The sequence below is a fragment of the Pseudomonas sp. S2_A02 genome, from assembly GCF_054668495.1.
The window spans coordinates 5,108,444-5,127,012 of sequence record NZ_CP162776.1; the positions used below are offsets into that span (position 1 = coordinate 5,108,444).

The 18,569-nt window shown below is 59.9% G+C and carries 10 protein-coding genes and 1 pseudogene; 4 read left to right on the forward strand and 7 right to left on the reverse strand.

The annotated features are described in order from the left end of the window. Positions 1-115: 115 nt before the first annotated feature. The 5 genes and pseudogenes from AB4O41_RS23380 to AB4O41_RS23400 form a co-directional block, all read right to left on the reverse strand. The gene (locus AB4O41_RS23380; protein ID WP_460144860.1) at positions 116-1,450 is read right to left on the reverse strand and encodes a sigma-54-dependent transcriptional regulator; all 1,335 of its coding nucleotides are present in this window, start codon (positions 1,448-1,450) and stop codon (positions 116-118) included. Further along, positions 1,450-3,210 (reverse strand): sensor histidine kinase, encoded by a 1,761-nt coding sequence (locus tag AB4O41_RS23385; RefSeq protein WP_460144861.1) that lies wholly within the window; start codon positions 3,208-3,210, stop codon positions 1,450-1,452. Before AB4O41_RS23385 ends, AB4O41_RS23380 begins: the two co-directional genes overlap by 1 nt. 103 nt (positions 3,211-3,313) lie before the next feature. Continuing rightward, positions 3,314-6,073 carry an RHS repeat domain-containing protein gene (locus AB4O41_RS23390; protein ID WP_460144862.1) on the reverse strand — a complete coding sequence of 920 codons (2,760 nt, stop codon included), beginning with the start codon at positions 6,071-6,073 and terminating at the stop codon, positions 3,314-3,316. 1,517 nt (positions 6,074-7,590) lie between these two features. Further along, positions 7,591-10,569: pseudogene (locus tag AB4O41_RS23395) on the reverse strand (SpvB/TcaC N-terminal domain-containing protein); the annotation flags it as partial. A gap of 210 nt (positions 10,570-10,779) precedes the next feature. Continuing rightward, positions 10,780-12,303 carry a fumarate hydratase gene (locus tag AB4O41_RS23400; RefSeq protein WP_019693298.1) on the reverse strand — a complete coding sequence of 508 codons (1,524 nt, stop codon included), beginning with the start codon at positions 12,301-12,303 and terminating at the stop codon, positions 10,780-10,782. Between the two features lie 482 nt (positions 12,304-12,785). Between AB4O41_RS23400 and AB4O41_RS23405 the strand changes: the two genes are divergently transcribed. Continuing rightward, entirely contained in the window at positions 12,786-13,892 is a 1,107-nt protein-coding gene (locus tag AB4O41_RS23405) for a GGDEF domain-containing protein (protein ID WP_460144863.1), read from the forward strand. Further along, the gene (locus tag AB4O41_RS23410) at positions 13,885-14,820 is read left to right on the forward strand and encodes an iron-sulfur-binding ferredoxin reductase (RefSeq protein WP_460144864.1); all 936 of its coding nucleotides are present in this window, start codon (positions 13,885-13,887) and stop codon (positions 14,818-14,820) included. Before AB4O41_RS23405 ends, AB4O41_RS23410 begins: the two co-directional genes overlap by 8 nt. A 324-nt stretch (positions 14,821-15,144) precedes the next feature. On the opposite strand, the gene pyk is transcribed toward AB4O41_RS23410, so the two are convergent. Beyond that, the gene (gene pyk, locus AB4O41_RS23415) at positions 15,145-16,596 is read right to left on the reverse strand and encodes a pyruvate kinase (protein WP_460144865.1); all 1,452 of its coding nucleotides are present in this window, start codon (positions 16,594-16,596) and stop codon (positions 15,145-15,147) included. Between the two features lie 269 nt (positions 16,597-16,865). Here pyk and AB4O41_RS23420 point away from each other — a divergent pair, with 269 nt between their 5' ends. Continuing rightward, positions 16,866-17,240 (forward strand): tetratricopeptide repeat protein, encoded by a 375-nt coding sequence (locus tag AB4O41_RS23420; RefSeq protein WP_460144866.1) that lies wholly within the window; start codon positions 16,866-16,868, stop codon positions 17,238-17,240. A gap of 240 nt (positions 17,241-17,480) precedes the next feature. Beyond that, positions 17,481-17,840: a PilZ domain-containing protein gene (locus tag AB4O41_RS23425; protein WP_460144867.1), complete on the forward strand. Its 360-nt coding sequence runs from the start codon at positions 17,481-17,483 to the stop codon at positions 17,838-17,840. A 128-nt stretch (positions 17,841-17,968) separates the two neighbouring features. Here the strand turns inward: AB4O41_RS23425 and AB4O41_RS23430 are convergent, their stop codons facing one another. Then, positions 17,969-18,340: a DUF6124 family protein gene (locus tag AB4O41_RS23430; protein WP_460144868.1), complete on the reverse strand. Its 372-nt coding sequence runs from the start codon at positions 18,338-18,340 to the stop codon at positions 17,969-17,971. Positions 18,341-18,569: the final 229 nt, after the last annotated feature.

Sequence of the window (18,569 nt, forward strand, 5' to 3'; positions counted from 1 at the left end):
GAGCTGATCGTTCCCACGCTCCGCGTGGGAATGCCTCAACGGACGCTCCGCGTTCGGCTTTTGGGACGCAGAGCGTCCCGGGCTGCATTCCCACGCGGAGCGTGGGAACGATCATTCAGCTGTCTTGCAAAAACATCTCGCGCGTCAGTCCATGCCGCTGCATCTTTTCATTAAAGGTACGGCGCGGTAGTTGCAGCTCTTCAAGCACCGCTTTCACATCACCTTTATGCCGAGTCAGTGCCGCGCGCAAGCAGTGCGCTTCGAAGGCTTCCTGCTGCGCCGCCAGTGACTGGCCGGGGTCGATCCCCGCCGGTTCCGGCTCGCCGAGGCCCAGCACTTGTCGCTCGGCGACGTTCGCCAGTTCGCGCACATTGCCCGGCCAGTCGTGGCTCAGCAGGTGGCTCAGTTGCGGCCCGCTCAAGGGCGCAAAGGTGCGGCCCAAACGCTCGGCGGCACTCTGCGCGAAGAACTCGAACAGCAGGGGAATGTCTTCACGCCGCTCGCGCAACGGCGGCAAACGCAACTCGGCGACGTTCAAGCGATACGCCAAGTCTTCGCGAAAACGTCCGGCCCGGGCTTCATCCAGCAAGTCGGGTTTGGTCGCGGCAATGATCCGCAAGTCCACGTGGATGCTTTGGTTGGAACCCAAACGCTCAAGCTTCTGCTCCTGCAACACCCGCAGCAGTTTCACCTGCTGGGCCAGCGGCATGCTTTCGATTTCATCGAGAAACAGCGTGCCGCCGTCGGCGTATTCCAGCTTGCCGATGCGTTTGCCCTGGGCGCCCGTGAACGCGCCGCTCTCATGGCCGAACAGTTCGGCCTCGAACAACTGCTCGGGAATCGCCGCGCAGTTCAGCGCCACAAAAGGCTTGTCTGCGCGAGGGCCGAAGTCGTGCAGGCAACGGGCAACCAATTCCTTGCCGCTGCCGGTTTCGCCACGGATCAGCACATTGACCGGCAACGTCGCGAGGTCCAGCACCTGCCGGCGCAATGTCAGCAAACCACGGGAAACCCCCAGCAGAGTGGCATCGAGTTTGGCGCGATTGTCCGCTTGCTCATGCAGGGCACGGTTTTCCAGTACCAGCCGACGCTTGTCCAGCGCGCGACGCAGGCTGCTCAGCAGGGTTTCCGGGCTGAAAGGTTTTTCGAGAAAATCATAAGCGCCGTCGCGCATCGCTTCGACGGCCATCGGCACATCACCGTGACCGGTCAGCAGGATCACCGGCAAGTCAGCATCACGGCGCTGGACTTCGGCCAGCAGCTCCAGCCCCGTCATCCCTGGCATGCGCACGTCGCTGAGAATCACCCCGGGGAAATGCTTCGGCAGTTGCGCCAGACACTCATCGGCGCGACTGAACAGTTGCACTTCGAAACCTGAGAGGCTCAGCCACTGTTCGACGGCGCTGCGGATGCTGCTTTCGTCATCAACCACCATCACCGAATTGAGCATCAGCCAGACACCTCCAGATCAATGGGCAACGTCAGGGTAAACACCGCGCCGTTTTCGCCATTATCGGCACTCAGGCGTCCGCCCGCTTCGTGAGCGATAGCGAAGGAGACGGCCAGCCCGAGGCCCAGTCCGTCGCCCACCGGTTTGGTGGTGAAGAACGGGTCGAACACTTTACCCAGGTTTTCTTCGGCAATGCCGCCACCGTTATCGGCGACGGTCAGGCGCCACAATTGTTCATCGGCTTCGAGGCGGATTTCCAGACGTTTGCAGGGTTTGTCATGCATCGCATCCAGGGCATTGCGCAGCAGGTTGATCAGCACCTGTTCCAGACGAATCGCATCGCCACGCACCCAGGCCGGGCGAGTCAGATGCAGCACGGTGCTGATGTGCTCGTCACGCAGGCGCGCATCCAGCAACTGCAAGGATTGATCGACCACCGCCGCCAGGTCCAGCCGTTCGCGCAAACCGCTGGGGCTTTTGCGGGCGAAGGTTTTCAGGTGGCCGGTGAGAGCGGCCATGCGGGTGAGCATGTCGTCTACCGGTTTGAGCGCCTTGTAGGCGTCCTCGACCCGGCCGTGATCGAGTAGCAGCCTCAGAGTAGCAAGCTGCATGCGCTGGGCGGTCAGCGGCTGATTGATTTCATGGGCCAGCGCCGCAGACATCTGGCCGAGCGCCGCGAGTTTCGCCGATTGCACCAGCCCGTCCTGGGCGGTGCGCAAATCCCGGGTGCGTTCTTCAACCAGTCGCTCGAGTTCTTCGCGGCTGCGCTGACGCATCTTGGCCAGGCGCCAGCGCTGGTTCAGGAACAGCAGCAAAAACACCAGCGTTAGCCAGGCACCAGCGGCGGCGAGCCCGGCGTTGCGCCGGTCTTCGAACGCGACCTGCGGGCGACGCAACAGGTGCAGCGTCCAGCCTTCGGCGGCCAGCGGCAGCGATTCCCAGAGGTAATCCGCCGTCCCGTCGGGGCCAACGACGCGAGTCAGGGCACTGTTGTCGTCGAAACGTCGCACCGATTGATAGTCAAGCGGGGTCAGCGGCTGTTTGTCGTATTGGCGGGTGGCTTTGAGCTCGGCGCGGTCGCTGTCGCTCAGCGGTTTCAATTGGCGATAGCGCCAGCCAGGTTGATTGGCGATGAAGATAATTCCGCGTGCGTCGCTGACCAGCAACGTGTCACTGCCCTGACGCCATTCGCGCTCAAGTTCCGGGAATTCGAGCTTGACCACCATGGCCCCGAGGAACTCACCACCGTCGCTGGTCACCGCGCTGGAGAGAAAGTAGCCGGGAATGCCGCTGGTCACACCCACCGCGTAAAAGCGCCCGGTGCCCTGGGTTCGGGTCTGGCTGAAGTAAGGGCGAAAGCCATAATTGTGGCCGACGTAGCTGCTGGGCAAGCGCCAGTTGCTGGCGGCCACGGCCAGACCGGTGCGGTCTAGCAGTTCCAGGGTCGAGGACTGCGCGGCGCCGTTGATTTTTTCCAGTTTGCGATTCAATGCAAGCTGCTCTTCGGGGCTCACTTCACCGTTTAGCGCGGCGCGCAATTCCGGGTCCAGCGCCAATACGGCGGGCAGGGCGCGGTAGCGGTCAATCAGGGTGTGCAGGGAGTTGGCGTACAGCGCCAGTTGCTGATTGGCGCGTGCGGCATCTTCCACCAACGCCTGGCGTTCGGTGTGGCGGATGGCCAGGGTGGCGGCGAGTGCTGCACCCGCGAGGATTAGCAGGGTGTACAACGAAAAACGCACGGTACGGGAAGTCGGCAGCATGCTGGCGCAAACAGGTAGAAAGTCGGGCGGGCACCATAGCATGGTGTGCCCGCCGTAAGAGAAAGGGAAACCAGAAATTCTGGAGTCCCGAATGCCCTGTTTGTTAAAGGCGAGTGTGCTGCACGGAACTGTTACTGGAGCGCAGCGGGGTTCGGTTTAGTTGAGGTCTTTGACGAATGCTGCTGCTAACGGACGTTCGAGAGGAAGCCGAGCTTCGACGCGAGGACGCGCCGCTCACACTATCGATTCCAGGCCTCAGATTTTGAATTCTCTCAAGCATCGCCATGGTGTTCCACGTAATGCCGATCAAGCTTTCGACTTCCAGTACCTGCTCATGGAGCGAGTCCTGCGCCTTCTTGGTCACGTTCTCTAACAAACGTTGCTCGGCAGTTAGTCTGTTGATTGTGGTTGTCATCTCAGCGGCCATGGCTTTTTTTTCACCTTTTGCCTTGGTGCCTCTGAGCTCGTCGATATAACCGCCGACGAGTAGGGCCAGTGGAGGCCCGACCGCCGCAGCGACGAGGTTTGCGGCAGCTACGGTTAACTGATAACTGCGATTGACAGCTTGGGTTACCTCATAGGGTGGGGGTGTACCATCTATTGCTTCAGGCCAAGTGCCAGCCATAGACCAACCCGGATTAGAGAGAGTTGCGTTTACCGCGAACAATACTGCATTGGTGGCAAGCACCGTAACGATCACTGGGGAAGCAGGAGACGAGGTTGCGGTCGGAAGCACGGCTAACCCGACTTTAGAGTTGACGGCCGCCAAAACCATTTCCTTGCCCCATTCACGCCACGACTGCTCAGGCTTGGGCGGCAAGTGGCCGGGAGGGTTTGCTTCAGGATTGTCCACCAACGCAGGTGAATTAGAGGCTTGCGACGTACTGCTTGCGACGGAACTTCTGCGTGAAGGCGATGGGGATGTCGCATTAGACGATGGGGATGACATATTAATTGTTGTTTGTGCAGGGGTTAAAGGAGGGGGCGCCATCATGGCCCCTTGCTCATCAATAAAGTTGATCGGGTTGTTTCCAGTCATCCGGTACAGATTCAATCCATCCACGGTTCCGGATTTATCCGGCTGCGTCCAGCGACCCAGCCACGGTGCGTAATAACGCATGCCGTAGTAATACAACCCGCTGACATCCATTTCCTTGCCCGAATAACGTACGGTCTTGTAATCGACCTCCACCGACGAGCGCGCTGTCATCCATGCGGTGGCGCCGAACGGGTAGTAGCCTTCGTGGCTGATCAGTTGTGCCTGTTGATCCAGTTCCATCAGGCACGAGCCCAAATGGTCATCCAAGGTATAGCGCATCTGGGTTTTGCCGATGTTCGCCGGGTCTTTCTCCCAGTGCAGGCAGCGGACGCTGCCGAGGCCGGCCGCGAGGATGATGACGTGCAGTTCTTCGCCATTGTCCTTGGCGCGGATTTCCAGACCGGGTAGATAGCGAACCTCGTGAAAATGGCTGGTCGTTGCGGTGTGTGTGTCGTGGCGTTTATATACCCGCACGCCCTGGCTGTAGCGGTAGGACTCTTCGTCGTCAGGACCGTTTTCGCGATGCACCAGCGTCATCGACGTTAATTGATCGCGGGCGTCCCATTGCATTGGCTGGCCGGACTGCAGTGCCAGCAGGTTGCCGTGACGGTCGAACAGCCTGTCGAAATCCGGGATGGGATCACCCTCAGTCCAACGCACACCACGGTTGCTGTCAGGATCGATAAACATCTCGCGGGTATGGCTGGCACCGTCGCGCACATGGCGTAGCCCGATCAGGTTGCCGCCGGGATCGTAAGTGTAAGTCTGGGTGTAGTTGCGTCGATCATCTGGGGCGGTCGGTGCCGGCCGGCCCGGAAGGTCTGAAGGCGGAGCGTCGTCGTAACCGGTCGCGGTGATCAGTTGGTATAGGGAGTCGTAGCTGAATTCACGGTGGCCATCGACGCGCTGATTCCCGAAGTGGCTGGTGATGAACGCATGGTCGAGGATGCGGGTGATATTGCCCATCGGATCGTATTCGTATTCGAAATCTTGAAGGGGCGACTGCTGGTTGTGCTGTGCCGATTGCCGATGCAGGCGGGCATTGGCCGGGTCATAAACCCAAGTGCTGATGATGTCGTTGCCCGTCTTCTGCTCGACGATCTGCCCGCCCGCATTGTACTGCGCGCCCCGCAAAACCGCCTGCCAGTCGAGTTGCTCGTTGATCTGCAACTGCACCTGTTTGAGCTGCCCGGCAAGGTCGTAGCTCGACTGCTGGCGGTGTTCGCCGGCATCGATCTGTTCCAGAACGGCACCTAGGGGACTGTAGGTGCGGTGGCTGCTAAGCGCCTTGGCGTCATGAAAGGTGCGGGTTTCGCGCAGCGGCTGACCGAGCAGGCCGTAGCTGTCGAGGTACAAGCTGCCAGACGGATCCAGCTGTTCAAGCAACTGGCCACGCAGGTTGTGACCGGCATCGGCCGAGGCATCGGCGTAGGTGAAGGTGTCAACGTTCGGTTGGGCGTTTTCCTCGAGGGCCACCACGCGTATCTGGTCATCGTAGGTAGTGCGCCAATGACTGCCGCGCGCATTCCAGCCCTCCAGCATTTCCCCAGCCAGCCCCGGTAGGCTCAGGCGCCAGCCGGCATCGACGCTGTCGATTTTCAGCGGCTCGCCGGACAGGCTATAGAGGGTCGTGAGGTTGGGCCTGGACAGGCGCGGATCCCGCTGTGCCACCAAGCGCCCGGCCGCATCGTGCTGTTGGCGGGTTATTAGGGCGGTAGCCGTTTCACCGGCGACGGTGCGCAGATACGCAATCTGGCGAATCGGCAGGCCACGACCGTCATTCACCGAGAGTGACGGCGTGCGCCGATGGATATTGGCGGTCATCAGTGCAACGTCCGAGGTTGTGTCGGTGGTGGCGGCTCAGCGGTGTCATTGAAGTCTTCGCTGATGTGGTACCACGGGTGCCAGGTCTCGCGAGAGAAATACCCTTTGGCGTTGATCAGCTTGATCGGCCGTCCCGACACGTCATAGAACAGTTGATCGAAATAGCCCAGTTCATGCAGGGAGTGGTCGTCGACGTAGCCATGGGTATCGGCGAAAAACGGCCGGAACTGTCGAACCGCCAGGCCTTTATTGTTGTACTCGACCCGTTCGCTGATGCGCCAGCGCGGGTCGGCGAACACCTCGAGAAACTGGCCATTCTCGATGATCAGTTTGCCGTCAGCGTCCACCGCGTAGGCCATGCCGGGCTCGACTAGCTGCTGGGTTTGCAGCGCCCGACCGAACCCGTCCACACAGGCTTTGATAATCTGGATCTGTGGAGGTACAGGATCATCGGGATAACGGTCGGCGCTGAGGATGACGCTGTGCACCGGTTCGCGATGAACTGTTTCGATGAGCTCATTCAACGCTTGTTCCGACAAGGTCAGGTCGGTGCTTTGCTGCAACCGTTGGCGAGCGCTGGCGCAAATATGCCCGCTGGGCAGGACATCACCGTTCGCGACCCATTCGGCGAGCTGTTCGGGGCTGACGGAAAACGGCACCTGGCCCATCCAGCTGAACAAGTCCTTACGCAACGTACTGGCCGCTTTTTGTATGGCCTCCACCGGGTTCTCGATGGCCGGATCCGGACGATGATCCTCCGGGCGCACGAAATCGCTCAGCGGCTTGAAGCCAACGGCGCTGCCATTTTCGGTGCCGTAAAAACTGATCGCAAGGGGCTGCCCGGACGGTTCGTAAATCGCTTCCTGAACATTTTCGTTGGCATCGATGATGCGCACCGGTTGCAACGCTTGGTAGTCATATTCGACCCGGGTCGTGCAGCCATCCGGCAGTTCGACGCTGATGATTGCCAGACAATAGGGATCGTATTCGGCCTTGGTCACTCCGTGGCTGGCGGTCTCGTGGTGTTCGCGCACTCTGTAAAAACCATCGAGTCCGTCGTACTTGGCGAAACCGTAGTGGGCTGACCACAAGTCGTCTGTCGAGGACGGCGTTTCGAACAGCAATGTCATGGGCGTATAACCGATGCGAGTCAGTTCGTCCCGGATGTCGAAGGGCGGTGGCAGCTTGCTGTAAGCATCCAGCGCGGTTTTGTCCATTTGTGCCACCTCTGACGGGCCGGCCAGGGCTTTGAAATCAGCTTCGCCATCGGGCAGAAGCGACTGATCGGCGGTCTTGAGGTAACGCTGCACCGACTGCATCGTCAGCACTCGCTGGCTATTCCACTCGGGTGAACCCTGATGCTGCGTCAGTTGTTCATACGAAACCTGATTCGGTGCGAGCCCCGCAGGCAACGAACCTTTGGGCAAAACCAGCGCATTGGCGCGTTGCTGCCACGGCAACCCCAGCCGCCAGTGCTGCGGATCTTTGTCCAGATCAATGAAACGAACGCGGGTTTCGTTCAGGTAGTACAACTGTTGCGCATCGTCATGGGCGTCCCGCCACCACTGTTGTTCATCGGGATCGGTAAAAGGGGGCGTGTCTGACTCGGTGCGGCGACGGGCATAATTGACGCTCACGGCATGGCTGGGTAAGCCGTAGCCGTTCCAGCAAAGAGTCACGTCATGCTGGCACAGCGGGTCGTCGACAAAACGTTCGTACTGGTAGCCGATCTTTTCCAGCGCCAAGGGCAGCAGTATCGCAGCGGCAAATTTCCCCCGGGGGAGTATTTCGCGAACCAGGTAGCGGTGTTCCTCCACTGAATACGGCTGAGCCGTGGCCGGGTCGTCGCCCGCAGCCCATATTTCGGCTCTGGCGATCGAGCCGACCAGCGCCCGAGCGATTTCAGACTCCGTGGCGGCGTCGGGCGGTGTAACCGGCTGATCGCATTCATCATCGGCGTGATAGCGGCTGAACAAGGTATGGCCCAGCGGACAGGCCTCTGCGTCGCGATTGAAATAGCCATCCCGTGGTCTGTCCATGGATTGACCGGTGTGGAACCAGGTGCATACCCGCACCGGCGCCGTGAAACCGGGATCGTCGTTGCCGGTGGCGGTTTCGCTGTCGGTTTGTTGCAACTGACCGAAACCGCGGAACTCGCGTTCCTGGCCGTCGTAAACGCCTTGGCGATAATTGAGCGATTGAGTCAGTAAGTTGCCCGTGACCTCGTCCAGTTGCAACTGTTGGCTGACCACCTGGACGGGAAATGGCAAGTGACACACCGGGTTCTCGGCCGGTTTTTCATCCAGCCATTCCTGCGCCGAACTGCGATAGACCACCCGGGCGCTGCACCCCATGTTGTTGTTGCTGGCCGTCAACAGGTAGGGTTTGGCCGGCACAAAATCGTAACGCCAGTGCTGCGGTTTCATGTGCGGCACCGTCAGGATCAGACTGGCACAGCCCAGGCCTTGCAGGTCGGCGAAGGTGACCTGGCACAATCCATCATAGCGCACGCCCTCGGGCCACGGCATAGTCACCGGGATCTGTTTCAGCCCATTACCTCCATGATTCAGGTAAATCTCGAACGCATCGGATTTCAGATAGATCAGGGCGGGTGCACCGGAGCCATCGAGGTCGGCGATTCGTACCCGTGCCGAATCGAATTCGTCGTACTCGAACGGCAAGGCGCTGATCACCTGCCCCTCACCGAACCTGCCGTGCCCCAGATTGGGCCAGCATTTGATTTCGTTATGCCGGATGCGGCACAGCTCGGTCATGTCGCTGCCCAGCAGGTTACCCAGCATGACCAGTTCGCTGGGGGAGTTGCTGAACAGCGGTAGCCGATCGTCATCCGGCTTATGGTCGACTTCTTCAGCCCGTGCAAAACCTTCTTCGCGGCAATTGGCGTACAGGCGCACGGAACGCGGGCCGATCATTGCCAGCGAACTGAGCCCATCGCCGGACAGATCACCCAATTGCGAAAGGGTATGGAAAAATTCCAGCGGGAATGCGGTAAACGGTATGAATTCTGCCCAGCTGCGATCGGCATTCAGCGTGTAGAAACCGCTCATGCCCGGTTGGGCGGTGATCCAGTCCAGACGTCCGTCACCGGTCAGGTCGGTCAGTACCTGATGCACGGGTTTGTTGCCGTTCGCGACCGGTATTTTATCCAGCGCTGTCCAGGGCCCATAGCCTATGTCATCAGGCCCCGATGCGGCGCGAAGCGGTTCACGGTAATACCAGCTCTGGTCATAACGGCAGAGGAAACCCGGCACACCCTCACCGTACAGGTCGACGCACTGGTACTGGCCGTCCTCGATGCCCGGCATGGTGTCCAGTTCAAGTAACGGGGAGGGCGTCTTATTCATCTCGAAAGGCGAGTAATCGAACTCCACCGGTGGGGTGTTTTCCACGGCGCCGCTGGCGTCGTACGCCTGATAGTGTGCCGCCGTGATCCGGCTGAAGGTCCAGGCAGGTGTGCTTTTCGTGTACTCCAGCAGCAGGCGTCGTACCAGTACCGGCTCGACGCCGAACTCGTCAGGAAAATCATGAAACATCAACACTTGCTGGCAGAGCCGACGGGTGCCCACTTCAAAGCCCTGCCCATAGGTCGAAAAGGGATCCGGGCGCGTCAACCAGGGTTGCAGGGTATCGCCGTCATACTCGGGTTTTTCTGTCAGCGATTTGCTGCGCTCGCCATAGTCGAACAGCAGATGAAAATGCCAGTCCAGATTGGCCGGGTTTTCCTCCGTCCAGGCGTACAGATCCGTGCTTGCCGTGAAGTTGCCGTAGAACACTGCGCGCAGGTAACGCTGAGCACGGTAGTCATGAATCGGGTCGGGGCCTTGATCATCGGCTTTATAGTCGAAACAAATGTGCTCGCCATGGGTATTCATGCTTTCGCAGAGCAGCCAGGCACTCACGTGTAGCGGTTGATCAGGATCGGGATCTGCCCGGCGCGAAGCTGCGGTTTTTCCATACACATGCAATGAGCCATCGGCGCCGTGCACAAGCCAGAACGTTGGCTTTTCCGCTTCCGATGGTTGAGTTACCGCTTGCCAGCGTTCTCTGAGGGCAAAGTCGTTTTCGACCCGTGGCCAGTAACGCACCACGGTGTGCGGGCCGACGTTCACGCCGTTGTAGGTGCTTTCGGTACGGGACCTGATCGTGCCATCGTCCTCCAGCTCAGGCATCCAGACTTCGCCGTCGTGGCCGAGGATCTCGTCATGCTCGGTATAACGCGGCACGCCCTTGTTGGTTCGGCGGCTGATCTGGCTGAGCGCCAGGCTCCAACCGATGCCGTATGGCCCGTTACCGGCCTGACTCCTGTAAGTCAGTGACAGTTGCGGGTCCCAGCCCCGCCCGGAGGAAACCGGTATTGGCAGCTCGAATGACGCCGCCCCCGTTGGACCCACTGAGCTCCAGCTCTTGCCAATCGTGGCGATCGATGAGCTTTTCGCGATGGACGGCGTCGTGATGCTGAGGTCTTGATCGGCCATGGTTTTATCCAGTGCGCACGCGGTGGGCGTGGGTGGATTAACGCTATCAAGATGGGAGTGAAACGTAACCTGTCAGATCTGACAGGTAGGGCGGCTTTTTCTAGAACGAATGGGTTGATCGACGAGGCTGCTTAGATCGAAATCGATATCCAAAAAAAAGCCGGATCGTCTGGGTAGACGGCCCGGCCTTTTCGGTAGCAGGGGAGGCGCTTACTGCACTTCCACCGCCAGGCTTTCACTGATCTTTTTCTGCCAGATCGCAGGACCGGTGATGTGTACCGACTCGCCCTTGCTGTCGACCGCAACGGTCACAGGCATGTCTTTGACGTCGAACTCGTAGATCGCTTCCATGCCCAGTTCGGCGAAAGCCACCACGCGGGATTTCTTGATGGCTTGCGCCACCAGGTAAGCCGCGCCGCCGACAGCCATCAGGTAAACGGCTTTGTGGTCCTTGATCGCTTCGATCGCGGTCGGGCCGCGCTCGGATTTGCCGATCATGCCCAACAGGCCGGTTTGCTCGAGGATCTGACGGGTGAACTTGTCCATCCGCGTGGCAGTGGTCGGACCGGCAGGGCCAACCACTTCTTCACGCACCGGATCAACCGGGCCGACGTAGTAGATGAAGCGCCCCTTGAGGTCCACCGGCAGGGTTTCACCCTTGTTCAGCATCTCGACCATGCGCTTGTGCGCAGCGTCGCGACCGGTGAGCATTTTGCCATTGAGCAGGACAGTTTCGCCCGGTTTCCAGCTCTGCACTTCTTCAGGCGTCAGGGTGTCGAGGTTGACGCGACGAGCCGATGGGCCGGCTTCCCAAACGATTTCCGGGTAAGCGTCCAGCGGTGGCGCTTCCAGGGAGGCAGGGCCAGAACCGTCGAGCACGAAGTGCGCGTGACGGGTGGCGGCGCAGTTCGGGATCATGCACACCGGCAACGAAGCGGCGTGGGTCGGGTAATCCATGATCTTCACGTCGAGCACGGTGGTCAGGCCACCCAAGCCCTGGGCGCCGATGCCCAGTTGGTTGACCTTCTCGAACAGTTCCAGACGCATCTCTTCGATACGGTTGGACGGGCCGCGCTTCTTCAGCTCGTGGATGTCGATGGATTCCATCAACACTTCCTTGGCCATGACAGCGGCTTTCTCGGCGGTGCCGCCGATGCCGATGCCGAGCATGCCCGGTGGGCACCAGCCGGCGCCCATTTCAGGAACGGTCTTCAGCACCCAGTCGACGATCGAGTCGGACGGGTTGAGCATGGCCATTTTCGACTTGTTCTCGGAGCCGCCGCCCTTGGCTGCCACGTCCACTTCCACGGTGTTACCCGGAACGATGGAGTAGTGAATAACGGCCGGGGTGTTGTCCTTGGTGTTTTTACGAGCGCCCGCCGGGTCGGCGAGGATCGAGGCACGCAGGACGTTTTCCGGCAGGTTGTAAGCCCGGCGCACGCCTTCGTTGATCATGTCGTCCAGGCCCATGGTGGCGCCATCCCAACGAACGTCCATGCCCACGCGCACGAACACGGTAACGATACCGGTGTCCTGGCAGATCGGGCGGTGGCCGGTAGCGCACATGCGCGAGTTGATCAGGATCTGTGCCATGGAATCGCGGGCTGCCGGCGATTCTTCACGCAGGTAGGCCTCGTGCATCGCCTGGATGAAATCCACGGGATGGTAGTAGGAAATGAATTGCAGGGCGTCGGCAACGCTCTGAATCAGGTCGTCTTGCTTGATCACGGTCATGAGTCGCGCTCCTCTAAAAGACGGGAACATTCAATAAGGTGCTTGCAGCTTGGGTGCATCGGTCGGTTGCAAGCACCTTTCAAGGCACGCCGGGCATGCTGGCGCGACGCTAAAAAGGCGCGGCAGTATACCGCGCCTCGATGGCGGGCACATCCGTTGACAATCAAACGTTGGTCGCATACCGCCCACAGATGAATATGGGTGAAGGGCTTTTGTGGCGAGGGAGCTTGCTCCCGTTCGGCTGCGAAGCAGTCGTAATAGATTTATCGCAGTTCAACTGAAAGAAGGCAGAGGGCCGCTTCGCAGCCCAGCGGGAGCAAGCTCCCTCGCCACAGGATTATCTTGAGCTTGGGTCATGGCTTTGACGCCAGTTTTCTGCCTCTAAAAATTGAATAGTCATTTATCAGACTCGCCACTAAAGTGGCATCCGGCCTGTAGAGTAGGACACTCCGACAGCCCCCTTTCCCACGGTGAATCAACGATTGACCCATAACGCCATCCAGCGGCTTTTGCTTAAACGTTTTGCCCTCGCAGCTGGCACCTACGCCCTGGCTTTGCTGCTGCTGTGGCTGGCGTTTTTCACTGGTCACTACCAAGAGTCCGTCACCGGCATGGCGATCGGCAGCGCGTTGGTGGTATTCAGCCAGGCGGTGTTGTTCGCGGTGTTCTCCAGCGGCCGCAACCTGCGCTTTTCCGACCCGAGCCTGACTGAAGTGCAAATACTGCTGGGGCTGGGATGGCAAACCTGGCTCATCGCTAATCTGGACGAGGCGCGCGGCACGTTTCTGGTGTTTTATCTGCTGATTCTGTTATTCGGATTGTTTCATTTGTCGCGCACGGCTTTCACCCGTTGCGCGTTTCTAGTGTTCTTCAGTTTCAGCGTCATCACCTTGTGGGAGGGCTACCACTTCCAGCTACCCAACCCGACACTGGCGCTGTTGCAGGTGTGTGTACTGTTTGTGGTGCTCGTGTGGATGGTGCTTTACGCCCGTTACGTCCAGCTGTCGCGCCAGCGTATGCGTCAGCGGCGGTTCGCCTTGCAGGCGCATCAGGACACCCTGCGCGGAATGATGCGCCAGCTCGAAGGCCTGGTGGCGACCGACGAACTCACCGGGCTGTTTAACCGCCGACATTTCCTGCGCCTGGCCTCCCGGGAGTTGAATGCCATGGAAGCCGACGTGGTGCATGGCCTGGCGTTGATCGACCTCGATCACTTCAAACGCATCAACGATGTTCACGGCCATGCCGCCGGCGATCAGGTGTTGCAAGCGTTCGCCGGGGTGGCCACTGCCTGCCTGCGCGATGGCGATATTCTGGCCCGCTATGGCGGTGAAGAGTTCGTGGTGCTGTTGCCCGATTGTGATCCCGAACGTCTGACCGCTTGCTGCGAACGGTTGCGCGTTGCCTTTATGGATGTGGAGATGATCGGCCTCAATGTGCGCAACCTCAGCCTGTCGGCGGGCATGACGTTATTGACGCTTGGCGACGATCTGGATGACGCCTTGCACCGCGCCGATCAGGCGCTGTATCGCGCCAAGCGTGACGGCCGTAACCGTTGCGCGGCGGCCTGGGAGAATGTCGATGCCTGAGTTACGGGTCGGCGAACGCCAATGGACGGTGGCTGCGGGGAGCAACCTGCTCGACGCCTTGAATCAGAACGGCGTGTCGGTGCCCTATAGCTGCCGGGCGGGCAGTTGCCATGCGTGCCTGGTTAAATGTGTCGAGGGCTTGCCCAGCGACAGTCGTCCCGATGCCTTGAGCCATGAGCAGCGTCAGCAGGGTTGGCGGCTGGCTTGTCAGTGCCAGGTGGTCGACGATCTACAAGTCGAAACCTTTGATCCGCTGCGTGATGGCCTTGCCGCGCAAGTGGCCGCCAGCGATTGGCTGAGCCCCAGCGTCTTGCGTTTACGCTTGACCTGCGAGCGACCGTTGCGCTATCAGGCGGGGCAGCATCTGGTGTTGTGGGCAGGGCAGATTGCGCGGCCGTATTCCCTGGCCAGTCTGCCGGAAGAAGACCGCTTTCTGGAGTTTCACCTCGATTGCCGCCAACCGGGGGAATTCAGTGATGCGGCGCGGTGCTTGAAAATCGGCGATCCGATCCGCCTCGGCGAGTTGCGCGGTGGGGCACTTCATTACGATCCGGACTGGCACACCCGACCGCTGTGGTTATTGGCGGCCGGCACCGGTCTGGGACCGTTGTTCGGTATTTTGCGCGAAGCATTGCGTCAGGATCACCAAGGCGCCATCCGTGTCATTCACCTGGCCCATGATGCGGGTGAGCATTATCTGGCCAAACCCCTGCAAGCCATGGCCGACGGCCGTGAGAACTTGACGGTCGAGCTATGGACGGCGGCCGAGTTGCCCGCGGCTTTGGCACAACTGCGCCTTGTTTCGCGGCAAACCCTGGCCTTAGTCTGCGGGGCCCCCGACAGCGTCGACGCCTTTGCCCGGCGCTTGTACCTGGCCGGTTTGCCGCGCAACCAACTGCTGGCGGATGTGTTTCTACCTCGTGGTTGAGCGTTGATTTCTGTGGCGAGCGAGCTTGCTCGGCGAGGAATTCAGCGGTGAACAGGCGGCCGCGTGGGGGATAGCGACTGAAGCGTTGGGCAGTGGTGAAGCGGTATTGGCCAATGTGGGAGATGGTGGCGTTGTCCGGGTTTATCAGCAAACACTAGCCGATCGTTCCCACGCTCTGCGTGGGAATGCAGCCCGGGACGCTCTGCGTCCCAAAAGCCGAACGCGGAGCGTCCGTTGAGGCATTCCCACGCGGAGCGTGGGAACGATCACCAAAAAGCCCCGCCATTCACATGGCGGGGCTTTTGTTTTTCAGCGCTCGATCACTCAGACCATCTTGTCGCCAACGTGCAGGATTTTCATCCCGTTGGTGCCGCCGGTGGTGTGGTAGCTGTCGCCCTTGGTCAGGATGACCCAGTCGCCTTTCTCCACAACGCCGCGTTTGAGCAACTCGTCGATCGCGGCCTGGCTGACTTGCTCAGGCGGCAGCGATGCCGGGTCGAACGGTACGGTGTAGACGCCACGAAACATGGCCGCGCGGGCCTGGGTTTCGCGGTGCGGGGAGAACGCGTAGATCGGCACCGAGGAACGAATGCGCGACATGATCAACGGCGTGTAGCCACTTTCGGTCAGCGCAATGATCGCCTTTACACCCGGGAAGTGGTTGGCGGTATACATGGCTGCCAGTGCGATGCTCTGGTCGCAGCTTTCGAAGACCTTGCCGATGCGGTGGCTGGAGGTCTTGCTGGTCGGATGCTTTTCAGCGCCGATGCAGATGCGCGCCATGGCTTGCACGGCTTCCAGCGGGTACAGACCGGCAGCACTTTCGGCCGAGAGCATCACGGCGTCGGTGTAGTCGAGCACGGCGTTGGCTACGTCGGACACTTCGGCGCGGGTCGGCATCGGGTTCTGGATCATCGACTCCATCATCTGGGTCGCGACGATCACTGCCTTGTTGTGGCGGCGTGCGTGCAGAATGATTTTCTTCTGAATGCCCACCAGCTCGGCGTCGCCGATTTCCACACCCAAGTCACCACGGGCAACCATCACCGCGTCGGACGCCTGGATCAGGCCGTCGAGGGTTTCGTCGTCGGCCACGGCTTCGGCGCGTTCGATCTTCGCCACCAGCCAGGCAGTGCCGCCGGCCTCGTCGCGCAGTTGACGGGCGTAGTTCATGTCGGCGGCATCACGCGGGAAGGATACCGCGAGGTAGTCGACTTCCATTTCGGCGGCGAGCTTGATGTCGGCCTTGTCTTTCTCGGTCAGGGCCGGTGCGGTCAGGCCGCCACCACGACGGTTGATGCCTTTGTGGTCCGACAGCGGGCCGCCGATGGTCACGGTGCAATGCAGTTCGGTGGCGGTGGCGGTATCAACGCGCATGACCACGCGGCCGTCGTCGAGCAGCAGCTCGTCGCCCACGCCGCAGTCTTTCACCAGGTCCGGGTAGTCGATGCCGACCACTTGCTGGTTGCCTTCGGTCAACGGATGGCTGGTGGAGAAGGTGAATTGATCACCGATCTTCAGCTCGATCTTCTTGTTGGCGAATTTGGCGATACGAATTTTCGGGCCTTGCAGGTCACCCAGCAGGGCGACGAAGCGGCCGTGCTTGGCAGCGAGGTCACGCACCAGCTTCGCGCGAGCCTTGTGCTCGTCGGGGGTGCCGTGGGAGAAGTTCAGGCGGGCGACGTCCAGGCCAGCCAGAATCAGCTGTTCGAGAACTTCCGGCGAGTTACTGGCCGGGCCAAGGGTAGCGACGATTTTGGTGCGACGGACGGACATGCATAGACTCCTGAGTTCAAGCGCACGCAGAGGCTACTATGGTCTTTGGGTGTAGTCATTGTTCGTTTGCACTACTTATTCGTTTCTTTTTCGAAATGAACATTCTTGAAAACTTTGCAGGAGCACAGCTTGCTGGCGAGGCGATCTCAAATACGCCATCGCCAGCAAGCTGTGCTCCTACAGTGCATCTTCCTTGCCACACAGGCGTCTTTTGGACTGAAGATTTTTCCTCCCGGGTCGATACAGAGCGCAAGACAGGAGATCCCCCCATGCGATTCGTGCTCATTGCCGTTCTTGCCCTCAGTGTTGTGGGCTGCACCCGTTGGTCGATGAACCATCATTTGAATAACGCCTACAGCGCCTATGACCGTGGCAACTGCGAGCAAGTGATGCTCGAACTGTCCAAGGTCGAGCGCGCCAGCCGCGCGCGGCCTTATGTGTGGCCGGAAGTGTCGATGATGCGCGGCCAGTGCCTGGAACGGGAGAAAATGTTCGTCGACGCGGTCCAGACTTACCAGTTCATCATCGCCTCGTACCCGCAGAGCGAATACGCGTATCGCGCTCGTGCCCGCCTGGAAACCTTGCAGAGCCTGGGGCATTACCCGACCCGCAGCGCGGCAGTCGTGAGCCCGACCCTGTTCTGATTGAAGGGGCATTCAAAGGCTGGCTGACCGGCGGCGGTGAGCTATAGTCGAATAGATCGGTTTAGAGCCTTGTTTCTAATTCGAGGTAACACCTGTGATCGGCAGCAGTAAGCGACAGCGGATGGATGGACTGTCGCACCAGGATCGGGGAGAGCGCGCCTCTATCTATATAGATAGAAACAGGCACGTTCCGAAGCATTAGTGCGGCCCTGCTCAAGGGCCTTGCGTAGCGAAATCAGCATGTTCACTGACCGCCGGATCGAGCGGCATCAACTGCCGTATTTTCTCAAAGTGTTCAACAGCGTCACCGACAAGCCCATTGGCTTTCTGGGCAATCTGTCCGGGGACGGGCTGATGCTGATCAGCCAGTTGCCAATAATGGTGGGCGCCGATTTTGATCTGCGCCTGAAAATCCCCATGGACGGCCATTGTCAGCAGGTGATCGACCTCAATGCCTGCTGCCTGTGGTGCCACGAAGACGCAACCCCTCACCACTATGACGCCGGCTTCAGCCTGCAACGGGCACCGCCGGAATATGGGCAATTGGTCGAGGCACTGAAGCAGTACTTCAGTTTTCAGCCGTTGCCTGCTTCGGCCTGAAGGCTGCGGCGGCTTCACAATCGCTCCCACAGTTTCGGCGGTGTTCACTTATTGTGTGTTCACCGAAGATCCCTGTGGGAGCGGGCTTGCCCGCGATGGCGTCAGACCAGACGGCCAATACTTAAAGGCTAGGCCGGCTTAATCGCCCGCTCGATATCCAGCGACCTCTCCGCCAGCATCAACCCCATCTCACTCATCTGATAAATCGCCATCGCCAGATGCCGCTGTGTGTCGTCCAGGCTTTCTGCCAGGTCGAGCAGCAGAATGCTGACCGACGAAAAGGTTTCATAGGTCTGGATGATGAGGGCTTCGGGGTTTGCATCAGGTACGACGGTGAACATTTTCATGGCACGGTCCTGGGATGAGCGCAGCGATTCGATATCGGGTTTGAGGTAGTGGTCGAGGGCCTTTTCGGCGGCGGCGTGGAGTTTTTTTGAATTGAGGGTGGCGTAGGGGGAAACCGGGTTGGTTTCGGGTGGGTTGGGTGTGGCTTTGAACATATTTTCGTACTCGTCGTTGGGGCTGCCACACGGCTCGCGACTAAACGAAGGGGGTGGCGGCTGTAAGCAGGTTAGTCGACCGGTGAGTACGAGAACCGGCGCGCCCAAAGGCGCCCTGCGAACAGCCACCATCGAGTGCGGGGATAGGGATTACCCGACTGGATGACGCTTATACACATCGTACAAAACCGGGCGACTAAACCCGATCGCTGATTGGCAGCGACGCGGA

What these genes read in the sequence shown, in the direction of transcription:
- AB4O41_RS23380 (WP_460144860.1), bottom strand. Translation starts at nt 1,450, where the DNA reads ATGCTCAATTCGGTGATGGTGGTTGATGACGAAAGCAGCATCCGCAGC.
- AB4O41_RS23385 (WP_460144861.1), bottom strand. Translation starts at nt 3,210, where the DNA reads ATGCTGCCGACTTCCCGTACCGTGCGTTTTTCGTTGTACACCCTGCTA.
- AB4O41_RS23390 (WP_460144862.1), bottom strand. Translation starts at nt 6,073, where the DNA reads ATGACCGCCAATATCCATCGGCGCACGCCGTCACTCTCGGTGAATGAC.
- AB4O41_RS23400 (WP_019693298.1), bottom strand. Translation starts at nt 12,303, where the DNA reads ATGACCGTGATCAAGCAAGACGACCTGATTCAGAGCGTTGCCGACGCC.
- AB4O41_RS23410 (WP_460144864.1), top strand. Translation starts at nt 13,885, where the DNA reads ATGCCTGAGTTACGGGTCGGCGAACGCCAATGGACGGTGGCTGCGGGG.
- pyk (WP_460144865.1), bottom strand. Translation starts at nt 16,596, where the DNA reads ATGTCCGTCCGTCGCACCAAAATCGTCGCTACCCTTGGCCCGGCCAGT.
- AB4O41_RS23420 (WP_460144866.1), top strand. Translation starts at nt 16,866, where the DNA reads ATGCGATTCGTGCTCATTGCCGTTCTTGCCCTCAGTGTTGTGGGCTGC.
- AB4O41_RS23425 (WP_460144867.1), top strand. Translation starts at nt 17,481, where the DNA reads ATGTTCACTGACCGCCGGATCGAGCGGCATCAACTGCCGTATTTTCTC.
- AB4O41_RS23430 (WP_460144868.1), bottom strand. Translation starts at nt 18,340, where the DNA reads ATGTTCAAAGCCACACCCAACCCACCCGAAACCAACCCGGTTTCCCCC.